A 19,136-nucleotide genomic window follows, 5' to 3' on the forward strand; every position below is an offset into this window, starting at 1 on the left:
GCAGCCGTCGCCCATCCCGACACCTTGGCCCGGACGGGCCAACACCTGGCCCTACCGGCCGGTAACCCGGTGTGTGACCGCGGGCATAGTGGACAAGTCATGAGCAATGGATGGGGACCGGCAATCTCGGCTGGGCGAGAGAGAGGCACACAAATGGGGACGAAGCCCCGTGGCGCCTGGGGAGGCGTGGGTGACTGACGACCGCTCCGGAACTGACCGCCCCGGCGAGGAAGGTCCCGGGGAGGGCCGCGACTCCAACCCGAGCACCGCCCCCCAAGACCCGAGTGGTGGCGGCCCCCGGACCCGCAAGCAAGACGACGCCAGCGCGTCCGCCGCTCTCGCTCGGATGTTCGACGGGCCCGGCCGCGACGGGGAGCGGGCCGCGCCCCGACTGAGCCGGCGCTCCAGGCGCTCCACCGGCCGGCGGGGGGCTGCTCCCGTCGCCCAGGAGCGGGCCATCCACGACGCGGTGATGGCCGGGCTCGACGCGTTCGCCGGCGACAGCTCGCAGCGCGCCGCGGCCGGCGACGGGTCCCGCCGCGAAGCGCTCGAGAGCGAAGGCGACGACGACACCGCCGAGCTGGCCGGGACCCGGGAGCACGCCGGGGCGCTGGCGGTGGCCCTCGCCGCCAGCGACGGCGAGGAGATCGGAGGCGCCGGGCGGGGCGGGGCTCCCGTCGACGCCAGCCGCTTCGAGGACCGCTACAACGACGAGGAGCTCGCCGAGGACCTGGCGCTGGCCGGGCTCAGCGGGCCCCGCCAACGATTCAACCCCCTCGCCGCGCTTGGGCGGTCCCTCACCAGCGGCCTGACCCAGGCCGGCGAGATGACCTGGCTATCGGGGGCGGTGATCAAGTCCGCCATCACCCGGCCCACCGGCTACTGGAATGAGACCAAGGAGCAGATCTACTCCGCACTCAAGCTGTGCTGGGTGCCGATGATCATCTCCATCACCGCCTTCGGCATCGGCGCCCCCGGCCTCCAAGGCGGCAACGTGTTCACCATCTTCGGCGTCCCGGAGCGGGAGGGCTCGTTCATCGTGGCCACCGGGATCCGGGAGTTCGCGCCGTGGATCGACGCCATGATCGTGGCCGGCGTGGTCGGCACAGCCATCACCGCGGACATCGGCGCCCGGCGGATACGAGAAGAGATCGACGCCATGGAGGTCCTCGGAGTGGACCCGATCCGGGAGCTGGTCCTGCCCCGGATCCTCTCCACCGCGATCATCACCGGTCTGTTCGACATCGTGGCGCTGCTGGTCGGCATCGTCGGCGGCTACATCGCCTCGGTCATCCTGCTCGGCGCGAGCACGGCCGGCTACACCAGCCAATTCTTCTCCCAGGCCAACGTGCCCGACCTGATCGGCAGCTTCGCCAAGACATTCCTGTTCGGAGCGGTGGTCGGGGTCGTCTGCTGCTACAAGGGCATGAGGGCCTCCGGCGGCCCGTCGGGGGTGGGAAAGGCGGTCAACTCCGCCGTGGTCATCTCCTTCGCGCTGATCTGGACCATCAACTACGTCTTCACCAACACCCTCCTCGGCTTCGCTCCCTCCACGCAGGTCTTCCACTGATGTCGATCTCCTACGAGCCGGGCCGCGACGTCGAGATCGACGAGGGGGACCTCCCGGACATCCCGCTACCCGAGGGCGGCGAGGACGGTTCGGCGCAGGTCGGGTGGGCCACCGTCGGCATCAAGGTCAAGAGTCTCTTCGAGCAGATCGGCGAGATCCTCCACTTCAGCGCGGACGCCATCCGCTCCATCCCCAAGCTGCGGCTGTACCCGACCGAGGTCTTCCGCCAGACCGCCCTGCTCATCATCGGGTCGGGCCTGATCATCTGGCTCATGGAAGGCGTCATGGGCCTCGAGTGCGGCACCGAGGGGAGCTACATCCTCAAGCAGATCGGCGCCCCGCTGTACTCCGGGGTGTTCGACTCGTGGTGCGCGGTACGCGAGTGCGCCCCCTACATGTGGGGTTACATCCTCTCCGCGAAGGTCGGCTGCGGCCTGGTGGCCGAGATCGGCTCGATGCGCATCTCAGAGGAGATCGACGTCCTCGAGGTGATGGGCATCCGGCCCATGGGCTTCATAGTGGCAACCAGGCTGGCCGCCATCTGGATCGCGGTGCCGTTCCTCTACGCCGTCGGGCTCGGAGTGATGTTCCTCACCGAATACCTCTCCACCGTCGTCCAGCTGCACACGGTCTCCTCCGGCGGCTACCTGTTCATCTTCTGGCTGTTCCAGAACCCCCTCGACCTGTTCTTCTCCCTGACAAAGGTCTTCATAGAAAGCACCGTCATCGTCCTCATCGGCTGCTACTACGGCTACACCGCCCGGGGCGGTTCGGTGGGGGTCGGGAAGAACACCGCCAAATCCATGATCGCCAACATGGTGATGGTCCACCTGATCGGCATGCTCGGCACGATGCTGTTTTGGGGCCAGGCGCCGCGCTCACCCATCGGTAACTGAGGAACGATCCCCATGAGCGACAAGAACGTCACGATCGCAGTCGACGACTGCTACAAGGCCTTCGGTTCCAACAAGGTCATGGATGGCTTGACCATCGACTTCCTCGAGGACACGATCACCACCGTGCTCGGCCCGTCGGGCACCGGCAAGAGCGTGCTCATCAAGCACATCCTGGCCCTCATGTACCCGGACAAGGGCGACATCAGGGTCTTCGGGCGCAGCCTGCTGTCGATGAGCGACGACGAGCTGTTCAAGATCCGGGAGTCGTTCGGAGTTCTGTTCCAAGACGGCGCGCTGTTCGGCTCGATGAACCTCTACGACAACGTGGCGTTCCCGCTGCGCCAGCACACGAAGTTCCCTGAGGACAAGATCCGCCGCATCGTCATGAGCAACATGAAAGACGTCGGTCTGCAAAACGCGATCTACAAGATGCCCGGAGAGATCTCCGGCGGTATGCGCAAGCGGGCCGGCTTCGCCCGCGCACTGGTCATGCAACCCAAGATCGTCATGTTCGACGAGCCGGACTCCGGCTTGGACCCGGTCCGCACCAGCCTGCTGAACGACTTGATCCTCGACATCCACGGTAAGTACGGGGGGACCTACCTGATCGTCACCCACGACATCCGCAGCGCCCGCAAGGTGGCGCAGTACATCGGCCTGCTGTGGAAGGGCAAGGTCGTCCACTGGGGGGAGGCCGACGAGGCGTTCCGCTCGGAGAAGCCCTTCGTCAAGCAGTTCCTCGCCGGCGACTCGGCCGGCCCGCTGGGGATGGACTAGGTCAAGGTGGCAGCGACGCTCTCAGCCCCGAGGAGGGGCATCGGCTACGCGGCGACGATCGCCATCGTCGTCGCGCTCGTCGCCGGCGTCGTCGTCTGGCGGGCCGCGAGCGGCGGCGGCTACCACGTCACGATCGTCTTCCCCGAGGCCACCGACCTCCACAACGGCAGCCTGGTGCAGGTCCAAGGTTTCAGCGTCGGCAAGGTCAGCCACCTCGGCGTTAGCAACGGGCAGGCGATGGTCACCGTCAGCCTCGACTCGGCCGACACGCCGCTGCACAGCGGGACCACCGCCAAGATCGACTACAAGGCGCTGCTAGGCGAGCGCTACGTCGAGCTGGCCCCCGCGCCCAAGTCCAACCCGGTCGTCCCCAACGGCGGGATCCTCCCCGGGGGCGAGGACCGCGTCGAGCTGGCCCAAGTGCTCAGCGCCCTCGACCCCCAGACCCGCCAGCGCCTGGCCGACGGAATCCCGCAGCTGGCCCAGACCCTCGGCAACACCACGAACGTCAACCAGACCGTCCAGGCCGCGGCGCCGAGCGTCCAGGCCCTGGCCCAGGTCCTCGACGCCGTGGGCCAAAACGGCCTGGCCCTCCGCCAGCTGGTGAGCAGCATGGCCGACCTGTCCAAGCGCCTGGTCAACCGGCAGAACTCGCTGGTCTCCACGGTGTCGGGTCTCACCACCGCAACGGGCAACATCTCCCAGCAAGACGCCAACCTGACGACGGGGCTGCAAGGCCTGCCCTCCACTCTGACCGCAGCCGACACCACCCTCGGCAAGCTTCCGGCCACGACCGCGGCGGTCGTCCCCCTCCTCAACGACCTGGCGCCCGGCGCAGCCACGCTGCCGGCGTTCGCGTCCAAGCTGCGCCCGGTGATCGACCAGCTGTCCCCGGTCGTGGCCCAGCTCCAGCCGACGCTGGCGTCCCTCAACGTCCTCCTAGCCGACACCCCCGGCCTGGTCAACAGCGCCAACGCGACGGTGCCCGGCCTGACCCAGGCGACCTCGGCGCTGGTCGCGCCCCAGCAGCTGACGGTGCCGGTCGCCGACGCCAACGGCAACATCCCCCTCAACGGCGCCGGCTACCCGACCGGTCAGACCACGCAGATCACGTCGAGCGTGTTGGACTTCGCCCGACCCTACACCCCCGAGCTGGCCGGGTTCTTCGCCAACTGGGGTAGCTGGCTGGCGTCCTACGACGGCAACGGACACCTCGGGCCGTTCACCAGCGTGCTCGGCGCTTCGGCGCTGGCCGGGGAGGTCGCCGGGGTGAACGGCTACAGCACGCCGGCCACCACCGCCCTCGGAGTCGTCCCGCTGCCGGCCACCGCCACCAACGGCCCGCCGTTCCCCGGCACCGTCGCCGGCCAGCCCTGCACCACCTGCTCGACCTCCACCGACGCTGCAGGGAACCCGATCAAATGAGCGTCCTCTCCCGCCAGAACCGCGGCCAGCTGCTGAGCATCGTCGTTCTCGCCGCGGTGATCGCCCTGCTCGCCGCGTTCGCCACCGGCAGCCTCGGTGGTTCGTCGGGCCACACCATCGTCGCCCAGTTCGCGGACGCGCAGTCCATCACCAAGGGCAACACCGTCCACATCGACGGGGTGACCGCCGGGACCGTGCAGAGCATCACGTTGAAGAAGAACACCGCCTACCTGAAGCTGCACATCGACAGCGGATTCTGGCCGATCCACACCGACGCCACTGCGACCGTGCGCCCCATCAGCCTCCTCGGCGAGAACTACGTCGACCTCCACCCCGGCAGCCCGTCGGCGCCGGTGATGGCCAACGGTGCGACCATCACCACCGCCCACACCAGCAACGCCGTCAACTTCCAAAGCGTCCTCGACGCCCTCAACGACCCGACCTCCACGGCGTTCGGCGTCTTGCTGACCTCGCTCGGGCAGGGAATGGCGGGCCAGGGCGGCAACGCCGCCGACGCCCTCAAAGCGCTCAGCCCGGCGCTCGACAACACCACCGCCTTGACCAACCTCCTGGACCAGCAGAACAAGACCCTCACCGCGCTGCTCGACAACCTCTCGCCGGTCACCGCGGCGTTGGCGACGCATCAGGGTCAGACCCTCGACCACCTGGTGTCGACCGCCAACACCACCCTGGACGCCACCGCCGCTCAAGCGTCGTCGCTCGGCAAGGACCTCCAAGTGCTACCTGCTTTCCTCGGGTCGACGACCACGGCGTTCGACCAGCTGGGCACCCTTTCCGATCAGGCCACCCCCGCGCTCCAGTCGCTCAGGCCGCTAACCGACAACCTGTCCGCGGTCAGCGACGAGCTCAACAACTTCGCCACCGCCGCGGCTCCTGCGATCACCTCCCTGCAGCCGGTCCTGCCGGCCGCCCAGAGCCTGTTGCAGCAAACCGGCCCGGTCGTCAACACCCTCCAGACGTCGGCCGCGTCGGGCCTGAGCGACTCCCAGGCTTTGATCCCGCTGGTGCAGCAGGGGATCACCGGGGGCTGCAGCGCCACCGACTGCCCCGGTCTCGACAACCTCTTCGCCTTCGTGAAGAACTGGTCGCTGGCCACCCAGAACTACGACGGCCTGTCGCACTACTTCCGCTTCTTCGGCGACTTCAACCTCGGTACCCTCGCCACCCTCCCTGGCACCGCCACCACCGCTCCCGCCACCCCCACCGTGTCGGTCCCGAGCGTGGCCGCGGCGGGCGTGCCGGCCGCCAACCCGGCCACCTCCGTCGTGAACGGGGTCACCAGGGGTGTGGGGAACCTGCTCGGCGGCCTGCTCGGCGGGCAGTCCTCGCCCACCACCACAACGCCGACCACCGCGGCCAACAGCCAGTCGGCTACCGGGCTGTCGTCGGGCCAGGAGTCCAACCTGTTCGGCTACCTGCTGGGAGGTTCGTAGATGTTCCGCAGGCCCCTGCCGATCAACGCCAAGCTCGTCGGGGCGATCGCCGTCGCGGTGTTCGTCCTCGCCGCCTACATCGGCTACACCGCTATCAGCGGGCCGCCGTTCTACCCGTACTCCTACGTGACGATCCACTACAAGACGGCGTCCAATGTCGTGATCCACTCCGACGTCCGGATCAACACCGAACGCGTCGGGCAGGTGTCAAAGGTCGCCTACCGCAACGGCCAAGCGGTGGTGACCGCCCAGATGAACCCCGGGACCAAGATCTACAAGAACGCGTCGGCCAGCATCGGGGCGGTGTCGCCGCTCGGGACCGAATACGTCGAGATCAACCCGGGGACGCCGTCGGCGGGTCCGGCCCCCGCCGGCGGGATCCCCGTCGGGCGGACCACCGAACCCGTCGAGATCGACACGGTTCTCAGCATCCTCAACCCGAAGGTGTCGCAGTCGCTCAGCACCGCCATCCAGACCCTCGGCACCGGTGTCGCCGGTGAAGGACAGAACATCAACGACCTGATCGGCGCGTCGCCCACCCTCCTGCCCAACCTGGGCACGACGATGTCCACGCTGGCCGACCCCTCCACCAACCTGACCGGGCTGATCGACGCCACCAACCTCCTCTCGACCCGTTTCGCTGGGCGGACCCAGCAGCTCGCGGCGCTCCTCGGGCAGATGGACACCACCCTCCAGGCGGTCAACGTCAATGACACCACCGCTTTGCGCCAGACGCTCTCCAGTACCGCCCCTGCGCTGACCGCCGCGGTCCCTGCCCTCCAGGCCCTGACCTCGGCGGCGGCCGCCACCGGGAACGCGCTCACCACGCTTCGCCCAGGCCTGGCTGCGGCCGGCGCCGGTACGCCGGCACTGCGGTCACTGCTACGCGACGGGGTCCAGCCCCTCGAGCGGGTCCCCGGCGTCTCGCAGCAAGCCACCCCGGCGTTCAACGACCTGGCTGGCACCAATGCGCAGCTCGAGCGACCGGTGGCGCCGTTCCTCGCCCAGCTGATTAACCAGTCGCAGCCGCTGCTCAGCTACCTGGCGCCGTACTCGGTGGACATCTTCTCGCTGTTCTCCAACCTGTCCTCGGCGCTGTCGCAGGGCAACGCCGATGGCAAGTGGCTGCGCATCGACCTGACCGAGCAGGGTGAGGCGCTCGGCGGGGCGGCCGGCTCGCCAGCCGCCCTCTCCGCAGCCACGCAGTGCCGCGACCCGTACCCGGCTCCCGGCCAGGCCTACCAGGACGTCAAGACCGGAGCATGCCCGTGAAGCTCCCCGCCGTCCGCCGCAAGAGCGGCCCCTCCAGCGCGAGGCGCCGGCACCCGATCCGGATCGGGATCGTCTTCGCCTTGGTGGTCCTCGTGGGGTTCACCGCGGCGTTCGAGAAGCACCGGATCCTGACCGACATCAAAAGCGGCCGGACGGTAAGCGCCGAGTTCCCCCGCCAGTACCTGCTCAAGCCGTACCTGACCCAGGTCAAGATCGCGGGCGTGGTCGTCGGCACCGTCACAGGCGTCACCCACAACCCGAGCGGTGCGCTGGTCACCATGAAGCTCTACGGATCCAACGCCGCCAAGCTCGGTACCGCCCCGACCGCCGCCATCCGTCTCACGACGCTGCTCGGAGGCAACACGTTCGTGCAGCTGACGCCGGGCGGTTCGAGCGGCTCGCCGCAGGGCACCATCCCCGTCTCTCGCAGCACGGTGCCGGTCTACTTCGACAACATCTTGGACTCGATCACCCCCCCGGCGCAGCAGGGCATCAAGAAGTTCGTCAACCAGACCGACCTCAGCCTGCGCAACGGCGGGACGCAGTCAGCCGCCGCGGTGTTCGCCAAGGCCCCCGGCGCGTTGGTGCCGACCGGGCAGGTCCTAAACGCCCTCCAAGGCGAACAGCCCGGCGACCTGACCAACCTGATCGCCGGCCTGTCCAAGACCGACACCACCCTCACCGCACAGATGGGCCAGATCGAGTCGGTGGTCGACGGCCTGGGAACGTTCTCCAGCACCCTCGGCCAGGAAAGCCCGGCGCTGGCGCAGACCATCGCCAACCTGCCGGTCAACGAGCACAACACCCAGCTGGGGCTGGTGGCGCTGGACAGCACCCTCAACGAACTGGACATCACCGCCGGGGTCTCCCGGCCGGCGGCCCAGCAGCTGACCCAGCTGCTGATCCAGTCCCAGCCGACCCTGGTCGACGCCGCCCCGGTCCTGGCCCAGCTCAACCCGTTCCTCGCCGACACCACTCCGCTGCTCCAGCAGCTGGTGCCGACGGTGGGCTCCGCGACCACCATCGTCAACAACATCCGGGGCCCGGTGCTCGACCACCTAAACGGCGTCGGGCCGAACCATCAGCCCGCCACCAGCGCCAACGGCCGGCCGATCCCCGCGTTCTTGCCCCAGCTGACCGCCATGCAGCACGTCGAGCTGCAGAAGCCGGCCACCTTGTACCAGGAGATGGGCTACACCTTCGCCGGTTTGGACTCGGTCACGTCCCTCTACGACGGCACCGGTCACGGCCCGGAGGTCATCCTCGGGATCGGTCCCCAGGGCATCCCGGGATTCTCGACCAACGGCGTTGGCAGCAGCACCAACGGCACCTACCAGACCGGCACTGGGTGCGGCGCCGAGACCTGCCCGACCGCCGGCAACCAGGTGACGCCGTGACCGACGGCGAACCAGTGAGCGGAACCGACGCCCAGACGAGGAGGGTGGACGCGTGAGCACGATATCCATCCACCGCAGGGAGGGCCGACGCAAAGGCGGCCGGCTGCGCGGCATACGCACCTACCTGGGGTCACGGCCGGGGCTGGGGCGCAACCTGTTCACGATCATCGCTGCCATCGTCGTCGGCTTGGTGGTCGCGGTGTTCATCATCTCCCAGGAGCAGCTGATCCTGCCCTGGCAGCACGAGCGCACCATCTACGCGGTGTTCAGCGACGCGTCTGCCATCGCCCCCGGCCAGCACCAAGAGGTCCGGGTGGCGGGGGTGCACGTCGGCCAGATCGGCAACGCGTCGGTCACCAAAGGCGGCGACGCCAAGGTCGGCATGGAGATCACCGACTCGAGCCTCAAGGTGTACGCCAACGCCACCGCTCTCCTGCAGGCCAAGACCCCGCTCAACGAGATGTACATCTCCCTCAACCCAGGCACGCCCGCCGCCCCGCTGCTCAAAAGCGGCCAGACGATCCCAGTCGCCCAGACCCAGTCGCCGGTGGAGATCGACCAGATCCTCCAGCACCTCGGGCCCAACCAACAAAACGCTCAGCGCATCTTGCTGTCGGAGACCAACATCGCTTTGGACAACGCGTCGCAGTCGATCCCGAAGGACCTCACCTCGGCCAGCAACGGCCTGAGCTCGCTGCAGCCCGTCGCCGCAGCGCTGGCGACCCGCCAAAGCGAGATCAAGCAGCTGGTCACCACCCTGAACCAGATCGCGCAGGCGATCGGCGGAAACGACGCCCGCCTGGCGTCGCTGATCACCCACGCCCAGACCACCCTCACCACGCTGTCGGCCAACAACACCGACCTGCAAAAGACGCTGGCCGCCCTGCCGGGCACCACCGATGCTCTGGGCACCTCGCTCGGCAAGGTCCAGGCCTTGAGCGGGCAGCTGAACCCGTTCCTCGACAACCTGCGGGCGGCCGACGGCGTCTTGCCCGGAGCGCTGAACAAGCTGACCACCACCCTCAACCAGCTCAAGCCGGTCGTGGACGAGCTGGGACCGGTGATCACGACCGGCACGCCGGTGGTCAACTCGGCCCGCTCCTTGCTGGTGGACGCCAACCCGGCCCTGGCCAACCTCACCCACGTCACGCCCCTGCTCAACCCGATCACCGCCTACCTCGGCTACGACGCCCCGTGGCTGCAAGGGTTCTTTTTCCACACCGCCAGCGTCGGCAGCCTCACGGTCAACACCCCCAACGGCCGCCAGCAGGTCATCAGGGCCGTGGTCGGCTCGGGGTCTGGGACCCTCAACTTCCTCGGCGGCGCCTGCTCGGTGCTCGGGCCCTCCGGCAGCAGCCTGATCTCGACGATCGGCTCGGTGGTCAAGGCCCTGCCGCAGTCCCCGCTGCCGATCAGCAGCTACCTCCCGGCCGCCTGCGGAGGTAACGGCTGATGCGCTACTCCGCCCGCACCCTCAACGGCCTGCGCACCGGTGTGGTCGCGGTGTTCGTGGTCGGCATGCTCGCCATCTTCGGCGTGCTCTACGTCAAGTTCGGCGGCTCGATCCCCGGCGTCACCGGCAAGGGCTACAAGCTGACCGCCCAGTTCCAAAACGTCCAAAACCTGGTCAGCGACAGCGACGTCGAGATGGCCGGCGTTCCCGTCGGCAAGGTCCTGTCGGTCAGCCGGGCCGCCGGTCACGTCGACGTCCTCATGAACCTGACGAAGAACGTGCCCCTCCACGACGGGGTGACGGTCCAGATCCGCCCGAAGACCCTGCTCAACGAGACCTACGTCCAGATCACCGACGGCAACGGCGCAGCGATGCCGAGCCACAGCACGGTCGGCCTCGCGTCGGTGCGCAACCAGACCACCCTCAACGACATCCTCAACACCTTCAACGGCCCGACCAGGCAGGCCACCGGACAGCTCATCACCGAGCTGCAGCAGGCCACGGCTAGCCAGGGCGACAACCTCAACCAGATCTTCGGTGCGCTGGGCGACGTCGGCCGCAACGGCCAGACCGTGTTCGACATCCTGGCCAACCAGTCGAGCGACCTGCAGCAGCTGGTCAAACAGACCGCGACGCTCGTTGGCGTGCTCGACGAGGGCCAGGGCCAGATCGGGCAGCTGGTCACCTCCGCGCAGCAGGTCAACCAGACCACCGCCAACGCGCAGGCCGCGGTCGCCGCGACCATCGAGTCGCTCCCCGGGCTGATGCAGTCGATCCACGGCGCTGCCGGCAGCGTGACGCAGCTGTCGACGACTCTCCAGCCCATCGCCACCAACCTGCAATCGTCGGCCGGCGACCTCAACTACGACCTGGTCAACCTGCCGCCGCTGACCAGCCAGCTCGACGCCCTCCAGCCGACGCTCAACAGTTCCCTGGTCGAGGCTCCCGCAACCCTCGGGCCGGTGCAGACCACCGCCACCCAGGTCGACCAGCTGCTCCCGTCGCTGGCCTACACCCTCTCCGACCTGGACCCGATGGTCGCCTACCTCGCCCCCTACAACCGGGATATCGCCGCCTTCGCCTCCAACTTCGGGGCGGCAGTGGCGCACTGCGACACCGGCCCCGGGACCTGCGGTCCCGGCAAGGAGCCGACCGCCGCGCTGGCCGAGCCGCTGATTAACGCCAACACCTTGCAGACCCCGACAGCCCAGCAGACCCTGGCCCCCGGGCTCAGCGCCAACGCCAACCCCCTCCCGGGCACCAGCAACGGCACCGGGCAGTCGCCGGCGCCGGCGCCGCCCAACTACACCCGGGTCCAGCGCCTCAAGTACTGACCCGTCCGGGCCACCGGACGCGCCGTGCGGGCCACCGTCCCCGCAGCGGGAGTCGGGGGGAGGAGCCCGGGGCCGCCGAGCCGAAACTACAGGCGTGACCCGCCGCTCCCGGCCCAACCGCAGGCGACGCCCGGCCCTGCGCCGGCCGTCGCCTCGGCGCGTGGCCGCCGCAGTCGACCCGAGGCGGCTGACCCTGCGGGCGCTGGCCGTGACCGTGGCGGTCCTGGCGGTGCTCGGCACCACCGGCGTCGGGCTGAGCCGGATCCGTCTCGACACGACCATCGCGTCGTTCCTGCCGGGCGGGGACCGCACGGTGCGCACCCTCAACGCCGAGCAGACCGCTTTCGGCGCCGACCCGATCGCGCTGCTCTTGACCTCGAAGCAGCCGGTCGGGCTGCTCTCCGGCACGCCGCTTCGCGACGAGATCGCCCTGGAGAGCAAGCTGGCGTCGCTGCCCGACGTCGCCGTGGTGTACGGGCCGGGCACGACCCTCAACGAGATCACCATCAGCCTGCAAAACGTGCTGGTGGACATCTCCGGCAAGCGCGACGCCCTGATCGCCCAGGCCGAGCAGGCGGCCAAAGCCGCCGGCCAGCCGCCGGCCGCGCAGCAAGCCGCCGGGAAGGCCGCAGTGGCGCAGTTCGATCTCCGCTACGGGGCGCTGCTCGCCAAAGGCCTCCGGATCGGCCTGCCGTCGATCCAGAACACGGCTCTGGGCAAGACCGTCTTTCTCGGCGCTGACGGGCAGGCCCAGCCGGCGTTCCGGTGGTTGGTGCCCGACGCCACCCACGAGTCGATCCTGGTCCGTCCGTCGCCCGGGCTCAGCCAGGCCCGGACCGAGGCGCTGGTGCGGGAGCTGAAGGCTGCGGTGAAGGCGGCCAAGCTGCCGATCTCCGCGTCGGTCGTCACCGGCACACCGGTCATCGTCGCGGCGTTCGGAACCGAGATCACCACCGAGCTGCCGATCCTGGCCGGGATCTCGCTGGCCGTCGTGGCCGTCGGGTTCCTCGTGGTGCGCCGCCGTCGCCCGGTGTGGGAACGGCTCCTGCCGCTCGGGATCGGCTTCGTCGCCACCGGGATCACCATGTCGGCGTTCGGATGGTTGGGGGCGTCGCTGTCGCTCGGCCTGCTGGCGTTCTTGCCGATCATCCTCGGCGTCGGCACCGACTACCCGATATACGCCCTCCGGCAGGGGCGACCCCGGCTGATCCTGGCCACCGCGACCGCCAGCGCCGCCAGCCTGGCTCTCCTCGCGGTCAACCCGCTGCCCTACGTGCGCGACCTCGGCATCGCCCTGGCCGCCGGCCTGCTCCTCTCCGCGGTGCTCGGCGTGGCCGTCGCCCGCCGCCTCCCGCCGCTGCCGGCCCGGGAAACGGACCGGCGCGACCGGTGCTCCGCCGGGCGTCAGGACCCGCCGAGCCGACCGCGTCGCCGGCCGGCGTGGGCCGCGCTCGGCGCCCTGGGGGCGGTCGTCGCGCTCGGCGGGTGGGCCGCGCTCGGGACCCTCGGACTGAACAGCGACCCGGAACGCTTGGCGGCGGGGCTGCCCGCGCTGGAGCAGGGACTGGCCGCGCAGTCGGTGCTCGGCGCGTCGGGCGAGCTGGACGTGTACGTCCGCGGCGCCGATGTCATGACCCCGGCGTTCCTGTCGTGGTATCAGCAGGCCCAGGACCGGCTGCTGCTGGCGCATGGCGACCAGCTGCGCCCGATCGTGTCCCCAGCAACGCTCCTTTCATGGTTGGGCGACCATCCGACCCCCGCGCAGATCACCGCGGCTGACGAGGTGCTCCCCGCCTACCTGACCGACGCGGCGATCCGAACCGACCACAAGCAGGCCGTGATGGCCTTCGGCGTGCAGCTGGGCAGCCTGGGCAGCGAGTCCGCGCTGATCGCCTCGATCCGCCACATCCTTCCTCCGGCCCCGGCGGGGGCGACGGTGTCGATCACCGGGCTGCCCGCGGTCGGTGCCCGCAGCTACGACCTGCTCTCGGGGGACCGTCTCTTGCCCAACGCCGGTGGCATCGCCGCTTTCGGTGCCGTCCTGGTGGTGTTCCTTCGCCGGCGCCGCACCGCGGTGCTGGCGGTCCTCGCCGCGGTGCTGGCCGCCGGGTGGGGTTTCGCGCTCCTCCGCCTCACCCACACACCGCTGACCCCTCTCACCGTGTCGCTCGGATCGCTGACCTCCGCGGTCGGCGGGGAGTTCACCGTCATGGCCGCCTCCGCGTCGCGGGCCGGGCGCTCCCGCCCGTGGTCGGCGGTGATCGGGGCGGGGGCGACGTCCCTGTCGGGCTTCGCGGTCCTCGGCCTGTCCCACCTGGCGATCCTCCGCCAGTTCGGGATCGTGCTGGCCGGATCGGTCGGCCTGGCCCTGGTCGCGGCGTGGGTCGTGGTCAGCGTCGACAACCAGTGGAGACAGCCTCGGCAGGTGCCGTCCGGGGAGAGCAACGACAGGCCGATCCCGGCCAGACAGGAGATCTTGGTATGACCAACGGAGCAGCGCGCGGTGCGTGGGATCAGCTGGCGAGAGCCCTCGGCACCGCGACCGCAGAGGAGGCGGCACCGGCGACGGTCCCCGCCGGCTGGGACCGTCTACGAGACGCGCTGAGCGGAACCGGCTCCGGCCCCGCCCCGCACCAGGCTGATGTCGACGAGGTCAGGGCCGCAACGCCGGGAGGCTGGGCCCAGCTGCGCAGCGCGCTGGGCGGGTCCGCCGCCAACGGCGGGACGGCGACCACGGTGCTGGAACGGCCAGGGTCGGAGAAAGAAGCCGAGGTGGCCGGCGCCGACGCGGTCGTCACCGCCCCGGTGACCGCCGAGGCGACCGTCGAGGGCGACGACGCCGGAACCGGCCACGGCGGGGCCGGAGAAAACCGGAGAGGACCCCGGGCCCGGGCCTGGGGCGGCCGGCGGGCGAAGGCGGCAGCTGCGGTGGTGGCCGCCGCCGCTGTCGCCGGGGGAGTGGTGCTGGCGACCGCCGGGACCGGCAGCGGTCTCCCGGCCGGCGACGCCTTCTCCGTCAACGGGAAGGCGGTGTCGGTCGCGGACTTCAACAAGGAGCTCTCGGTGCGCCAGACCCTCTATGGGATCACCCCGCCCGCGGCGTCCGACCAGGCGAAGTACCACACCTACCTGACCAGCGCGGCCCAGGCCGAAGCGGTCAGCATGCTGCTCGACCAGGTGGCCCCCAAGCAGGGGGTGACCGTCTCCGCCCAGACCGCGCAAGACAGCCTCAGCAAGGCGATCAGCACCCAGTACGGCGGCGACCAGACGAAGTTCGCCACGGCGCTGTCCTCCGCCGGCCTCAACCAGGACCAGGTCCTGGCCGAGATCAGCCACAACCTCGTCTACCAGAAGCTCTTCGCCAAGATCATCGGCAGCCCGACGGTCACCGCGGCCCAGATCCAGGCCTACTTCAACCAGCACCGAGCGCAGCTGGCCGAGCCCGAGACCCGCCAGATCAGCCATATCGTGGTCGCCAGCCAGGCCGCCGCCCAGTCGATCGTCGACCAGCTGAAGGCCGGGAAACCCTTCGCTGCGCTCGCCGCCTCCCAGTCCCTGGACACCGCGACGAAGGCCAACGGCGGTCAGCTCGGTCTCTACGCCAAAGACGACCTCCAAGCCGCTTTCGCCGACGCGGCCTTCGCCGCACCGCCCAACGTGCCCTTCGGGCCGGTCCACGACAGCTCCGGGGCGTGGGATGTCGGGATCGTCACCGCCGTCCACCCGGCTGCGGCAGCGACGCTCAACGCGACGACGACCACCGCGATCAAGACGGTGCTGACCGACCAAGCCCAGGCTCAGGCGTGGGACAGCTGGCTGGGCAAGCAGATCGCGTCCGCTCACATCGTGTACGCAGCCAAGTACAAGCCCCTCAACCCGGACGCCCCGCCGCCCATCCCGGTCCCCAACCTGACCGGCGAGACCCTCGCCGGGGTGGGCCCCGCCGCCGGGACCGCCACCTCTTCGGGTACCACCCCGACCGGCTCCGCGTCCGGTACCGGCACCAGCGCCGGGACCGCACCCGCCGGCGGCTAGCGGAATCGTGGCCGGCGCCCTCCCCAACGCTGTGGTCACCGCCGGGCTGCAAGCCGCGTCAGCGGCCGACGCCCGGCGGGGCCAGCTGCTGCGCCTGACCGGGACCGAGAGGATCGGCAGCGTGATCGCTCTGCTGGTTCTCGGTGTCGCCACCCTGCTGATCGGCCGGTACGGCTGGAGGCAGGGCGATCGGCTGGTGCCCCGCACCACCGCCACCCACCAGGTACCCCACCGGGTGTCGGTGCTTCGCCGGGGAGCGGCGGCGTGCATGGTGGCCGGCGTGATGGTGCTCGGCGCCGCCGTCGCCGTCGCCGCGGGCTGATGCTGCGCCGGGGGAGCGGGGACCGGGCGGGGGATCCCCTCGACGTCCGCGACCGCAAGCGGGGAGCCCTCACCGTCGGAGACGGTGAGCTGGTGGTCCTGCTGGGCGCCTCCGGCCAAGGCAAGACCCAGTGGGTGCGGTCCCTGGTCGGTCTCGGCGACGGCTTCGAGCGCTGCCACGCCTTCGGTGCCGCCTTGACCAAGGACCGGGTGCCGGAGGTGCTGTCGCTGGTCCCCCAAAACGACGGGGTCTTCTTGTCCGACACCGTCTGGGACAACGTCTACGCCCCCCGCCACGTGGCGCCCTGCCAGCGCAGCCACGCGGTCGACGCCTTGGACCTGGTCGGCCTGTCCGAACGGGCAGCCGAGCCGGTGGCCAACCTGGGCGTGGGAGCCCGCCGGCGGGTGGCGCTGGCCCGAGCGGTCGCCCGACGCCGCCCGGTGCTGGTAGTCGACGGCGAGCTCGACCCGGTGATCTGGGGGTTTTGGTCGTCGCTGCTCGGGCAGATGTCGTGGCTGCGGGGGGTGCTGGTCACCGCGAGCACCGCGGACCCGGTGGCGTGGCGAGCCGACAGCGCGGCGCTCATCGACGACGGCGTGGTCGTGGGCCAGGGGCCGCTCTCCGAGCTGGCCGCCAGCCGGGACCCTCAGGTGAAGGCGGTGATGGCCTGGGTCACTCCGTGACCTCCTACAGTTGCCCGATGGCCACCCACGACCAGGTCACAGCCGCAGTCGACGGCTACCTGACCCACTTCCAAGCCAGGGACCGTGACGCCTGGCTGTCGCTGTTCGCCGACGACGCGACACTCATCGACCCGGTCCCCGCCGAGCCTGCGGTCGGTCGCCAAGCGATCGGCGCGTTCTGGGACGGCATGGCGGCCATGGCCGAACGCTTCAGCATCGAGCAGCGCTCGTTGCACGTGTGCGGCGACCAGGCGGCGCTGGTCTACACCCTGGTTGCCGGGCCTCGATCAGGTGGCGGCGTGGCGTTCGACGGCGTCGAGATCTTCACCGTCGGCGAAGACGGGCGGATCACGTCGGCGGTGGCGTACTGGGATCCCTCGGAGATCCATCCGGTGGCGGCCGGCCCCGCCGCCGAGTGAGCGAGCGAGCGCCGGGTCAGCCGTTGGCCCGGACCCGATCCGGGGCGATGTGGAGGATGACCCGCTCGGTCTGGATCGGCACGGCATAGGGGGCACCGGTGTACTTCTGGCTGAGCGCGTCGATGTGCTCCCGGGCGACGGGCCCGGTGACGGAGTCCACCACCCGGCCGCGGACCTCGACGTAGTGGTAGGGGTTGGCGGCATCGATCACCGTCACCGTGACCCGCGGGTCGCGCCTGACGTTGGCGAACTTCTGCCGGCCGACCTCGGTGTTGATCAGCACGTGCTCGTCGTTGGCGTCGACCCACATCACCTGGGTCATCGGGTGGCCGCTGGGCAGCAGCGTGGTGAGGGCCGCGAAATTCTTGCCCTTAGCGAGGGACCGGACGCTGTCTTCGAGCATGCCCCGAGCCTACGACCCGGCCGGCGCCAGCGGTCGACACGCCGACGACACCCGTGGCAGGACCGTCACCGGCAACACCAGCGAATACGGCGGCTTCGCCCGCAGTTACGGAGGGGAAATACCCCGGCTTCCCTCGTGGCTATTGCCTTGATTCCGCCGGTATCCAAGGGCGAACAGGCAGCTCCGGAACCGCCCGAAAGGACGGTCCCGGAGGCCTAACCCTTTAAGCCAAACGGCGCTCCGCATTGTTGCGTTCGGCCCACAGGCTCCTACGCCGCTTCCAAAACGGGGTCTTCCACACCTTGAACCCGGGCCGGCGCCCAGGCTTCGACGTCTTGGCGGGGGGAGGAGAGGTGTGGCGACCGAGGTCGTGACGACCGGTCGGGCACCGCAGATCGGCGTCCTCCAGCGCCTCGGCGTCGAACGCCACCTGGTGCAGTTGCATCCGGGCGGCGTGGCGCACCTGGCGGCGGCTGCGCTTGCGGTGACCGAAAGCGTCAGGGAGTTCGTCGGTGGTCCTGCTCATGCGGGTACCTCCTGAGTGTCCGGTTTGCACCGGGTTCCTTCTTTCCCATCGTGCCACGCCCACCCGCATATGGGAAGGGTATTCGTACTTCACGAAACTGAGAAGTAACGAAGCGCCCGCCTGCTCAGGCAGAGGGAGGAGCGGCGAAGATGGCGCCTCGGTAGTAGCGAAGCTCCTCGATGCTCTCGACGATGTCGCCCATGGCCCGGTGCGAACCGCGCTTTCGCGGCGCGGCGCTGACCGCGGCCGGGTACCACCGGCGGGCCAGCTCCTTGACCGTCGACACGTCCACGGAGCGGTAGTGGAGGTACCCCTCTACCTTCGGGAGCTGCGCGGCCAGGAAACGGCGGTCGGTGCCGATGCTGTTGCCGCAGAGCGGCACGGTGCCGGCCTCTGGGATCTGCGACCGGAGGAACTCGAGGGTGGCCTCGCCGGCCTCTTCCAGCGTCGTGGCCGACGCCTTGATGGCGTCGAGCAGCCCGCTGCGGGTGTGCATCGCCCGCACGACGTCGTCCATCGCGTCGAGCTGCTCGGCCGTTGCCCCCACGACCAGGTCGGGGCCCTCGGCGATGACGTTGAGCTCGTCGTCGGTGACCAGCGTGGCGATCTCGACGATGATGTGCTGGTCCGGCTGCAGGCCGGTCATCTCCAGGTCCATCCACGCGAGCATCAGACGACCTTAGTGCCCGCCTCCCGGACCTGCGCCCCGGCCGCCGATACCCTGCAGGCGTGCTGGAGCTCCCGGTCGTCCGCCTCGACGAGGGCCTGCCCCTCCCTGCCTACGCCCGCCCCGGCGACGCCGGATTGGACCTGCGGGCCCGGGTCGGCGCAGTGGTCGCCCCCGGAGGGGGCCGGGCTCTCGTGCCGACCGGGATCAGCGTCGCGATCCCCGTCGGCTACGCCGGCTTGGTCCTGCCCCGCAGCGGGATTGCCCTGCGCCACGGTGTCACCCTGGCCAACAGCCCTGGGCTCATCGACGCCGGCTACCGAGACGAGCTGCAGGTGATCATGCTCAACACCGACCCGGCTGAGCCGTTCGTGATCACCCGAGGCGACCGCATCGCGCAGCTGGTGATCCAGGCCGTCGCCCACGTCGATCTAGTCGCGGTCGACGCCCTCGACGCGTCGGTGCGAGGCGCCGGCGGGTTCGGTCACACCGGGAGGGCCTGA

The 19,136-nt window shown here is 70.0% G+C and carries 18 protein-coding genes; 15 read left to right on the forward strand and 3 right to left on the reverse strand.

Annotation, left to right across the window (positions count from 1 at the left end):
• The first annotated feature begins 190 nt into the window (after window positions 1–190).
• The 14 genes from K6U06_RS08480 (at window position 191) to K6U06_RS08545 (ending at window position 17,037) form a co-directional block, all read left to right on the forward strand.
• Window positions 191–1,570 (forward strand): MlaE family ABC transporter permease, encoded by a 1,380-nt coding sequence (locus K6U06_RS08480; RefSeq protein ID WP_262321487.1) that lies wholly within the window; start codon window positions 191–193, stop codon window positions 1,568–1,570.
• A complete protein-coding gene (locus K6U06_RS08485; protein ID WP_262321488.1) occupies window positions 1,570–2,466 on the forward strand; it encodes an ABC transporter permease in 897 nt (298 codons plus the stop codon). Before K6U06_RS08480 ends, K6U06_RS08485 begins: the two co-directional genes overlap by 1 nt.
• Before the next feature lie 12 nt (window positions 2,467–2,478).
• Window positions 2,479–3,243 (forward strand): ABC transporter ATP-binding protein, encoded by a 765-nt coding sequence (locus K6U06_RS08490; RefSeq protein WP_262321489.1) that lies wholly within the window; start codon window positions 2,479–2,481, stop codon window positions 3,241–3,243.
• A gap of 6 nt (window positions 3,244–3,249) precedes the next feature.
• Window positions 3,250–4,668, forward strand: a complete 1,419-nt coding sequence (locus K6U06_RS08495) for an MlaD family protein (protein WP_262321490.1) — start codon at window positions 3,250–3,252, stop codon at window positions 4,666–4,668.
• The gene (locus tag K6U06_RS08500; RefSeq protein ID WP_262321491.1) at window positions 4,665–6,122 is read left to right on the forward strand and encodes an MlaD family protein; all 1,458 of its coding nucleotides are present in this window, start codon (window positions 4,665–4,667) and stop codon (window positions 6,120–6,122) included. The genes K6U06_RS08495 and K6U06_RS08500 overlap by 4 nt, the downstream gene beginning before the upstream one ends.
• The gene (locus K6U06_RS08505) at window positions 6,123–7,394 is read left to right on the forward strand and encodes an MlaD family protein (protein WP_262321492.1); all 1,272 of its coding nucleotides are present in this window, start codon (window positions 6,123–6,125) and stop codon (window positions 7,392–7,394) included.
• Window positions 7,391–8,791 carry an MlaD family protein gene (locus tag K6U06_RS08510; RefSeq protein WP_262321493.1) on the forward strand — a complete coding sequence of 467 codons (1,401 nt, stop codon included), beginning with the start codon at window positions 7,391–7,393 and terminating at the stop codon, window positions 8,789–8,791. Before K6U06_RS08505 ends, K6U06_RS08510 begins: the two co-directional genes overlap by 4 nt.
• Window positions 8,792–8,843: 52 nt before the next feature.
• Entirely contained in the window at window positions 8,844–10,244 is a 1,401-nt protein-coding gene (locus K6U06_RS08515; RefSeq protein ID WP_262321494.1) for an MlaD family protein, read from the forward strand.
• Entirely contained in the window at window positions 10,244–11,578 is a 1,335-nt protein-coding gene (locus tag K6U06_RS08520; RefSeq protein WP_262321495.1) for an MlaD family protein, read from the forward strand. Before K6U06_RS08515 ends, K6U06_RS08520 begins: the two co-directional genes overlap by 1 nt.
• Before the next feature lie 160 nt (window positions 11,579–11,738).
• A complete protein-coding gene (locus K6U06_RS08525; RefSeq protein ID WP_262321496.1) occupies window positions 11,739–14,063 on the forward strand; it encodes a hypothetical protein in 2,325 nt (774 codons plus the stop codon).
• A complete protein-coding gene (locus tag K6U06_RS08530; protein WP_262321497.1) occupies window positions 14,060–15,613 on the forward strand; it encodes a peptidyl-prolyl cis-trans isomerase in 1,554 nt (517 codons plus the stop codon). Before K6U06_RS08525 ends, K6U06_RS08530 begins: the two co-directional genes overlap by 4 nt.
• A gap of 7 nt (window positions 15,614–15,620) precedes the next feature.
• On the forward strand, window positions 15,621–15,935 hold the full coding sequence (locus tag K6U06_RS08535; RefSeq protein WP_262321498.1) for a hypothetical protein: 315 nt from the start codon (window positions 15,621–15,623) through the stop codon (window positions 15,933–15,935).
• Entirely contained in the window at window positions 15,935–16,618 is a 684-nt protein-coding gene (locus K6U06_RS08540; RefSeq protein ID WP_262321499.1) for an ATP-binding cassette domain-containing protein, read from the forward strand. The genes K6U06_RS08535 and K6U06_RS08540 overlap by 1 nt, the downstream gene beginning before the upstream one ends.
• A gap of 17 nt (window positions 16,619–16,635) precedes the next feature.
• Window positions 16,636–17,037, forward strand: a complete 402-nt coding sequence (locus K6U06_RS08545) for a nuclear transport factor 2 family protein (protein ID WP_262321500.1) — start codon at window positions 16,636–16,638, stop codon at window positions 17,035–17,037.
• A gap of 16 nt (window positions 17,038–17,053) precedes the next feature.
• Here the strand turns inward: K6U06_RS08545 and K6U06_RS08550 are convergent, their stop codons facing one another.
• From K6U06_RS08550 to orn, 3 genes are all read right to left on the reverse strand, one after another.
• A complete protein-coding gene (locus tag K6U06_RS08550) occupies window positions 17,054–17,440 on the reverse strand; it encodes a PPOX class F420-dependent oxidoreductase (RefSeq protein ID WP_262321501.1) in 387 nt (128 codons plus the stop codon).
• A 223-nt stretch (window positions 17,441–17,663) separates the two neighbouring features.
• Window positions 17,664–17,966, reverse strand: a complete 303-nt coding sequence (locus tag K6U06_RS08555) for a hypothetical protein (protein WP_262321502.1) — start codon at window positions 17,964–17,966, stop codon at window positions 17,664–17,666.
• 124 nt (window positions 17,967–18,090) lie between these two features.
• Entirely contained in the window at window positions 18,091–18,636 is a 546-nt protein-coding gene (gene orn / locus K6U06_RS08560) for an oligoribonuclease (RefSeq protein WP_262321503.1), read from the reverse strand.
• A gap of 59 nt (window positions 18,637–18,695) precedes the next feature.
• Here orn and dut point away from each other — a divergent pair, with 59 nt between their 5' ends.
• The gene (gene dut / locus K6U06_RS08565; protein WP_262321504.1) at window positions 18,696–19,136 is read left to right on the forward strand and encodes a dUTP diphosphatase; all 441 of its coding nucleotides are present in this window, start codon (window positions 18,696–18,698) and stop codon (window positions 19,134–19,136) included.

It is taken from the genome of Acidiferrimicrobium sp. IK (assembly GCF_025499425.1).
Lineage (GTDB): Bacteria > Actinomycetota > Acidimicrobiia > Acidimicrobiales > Palsa-688 > Acidiferrimicrobium.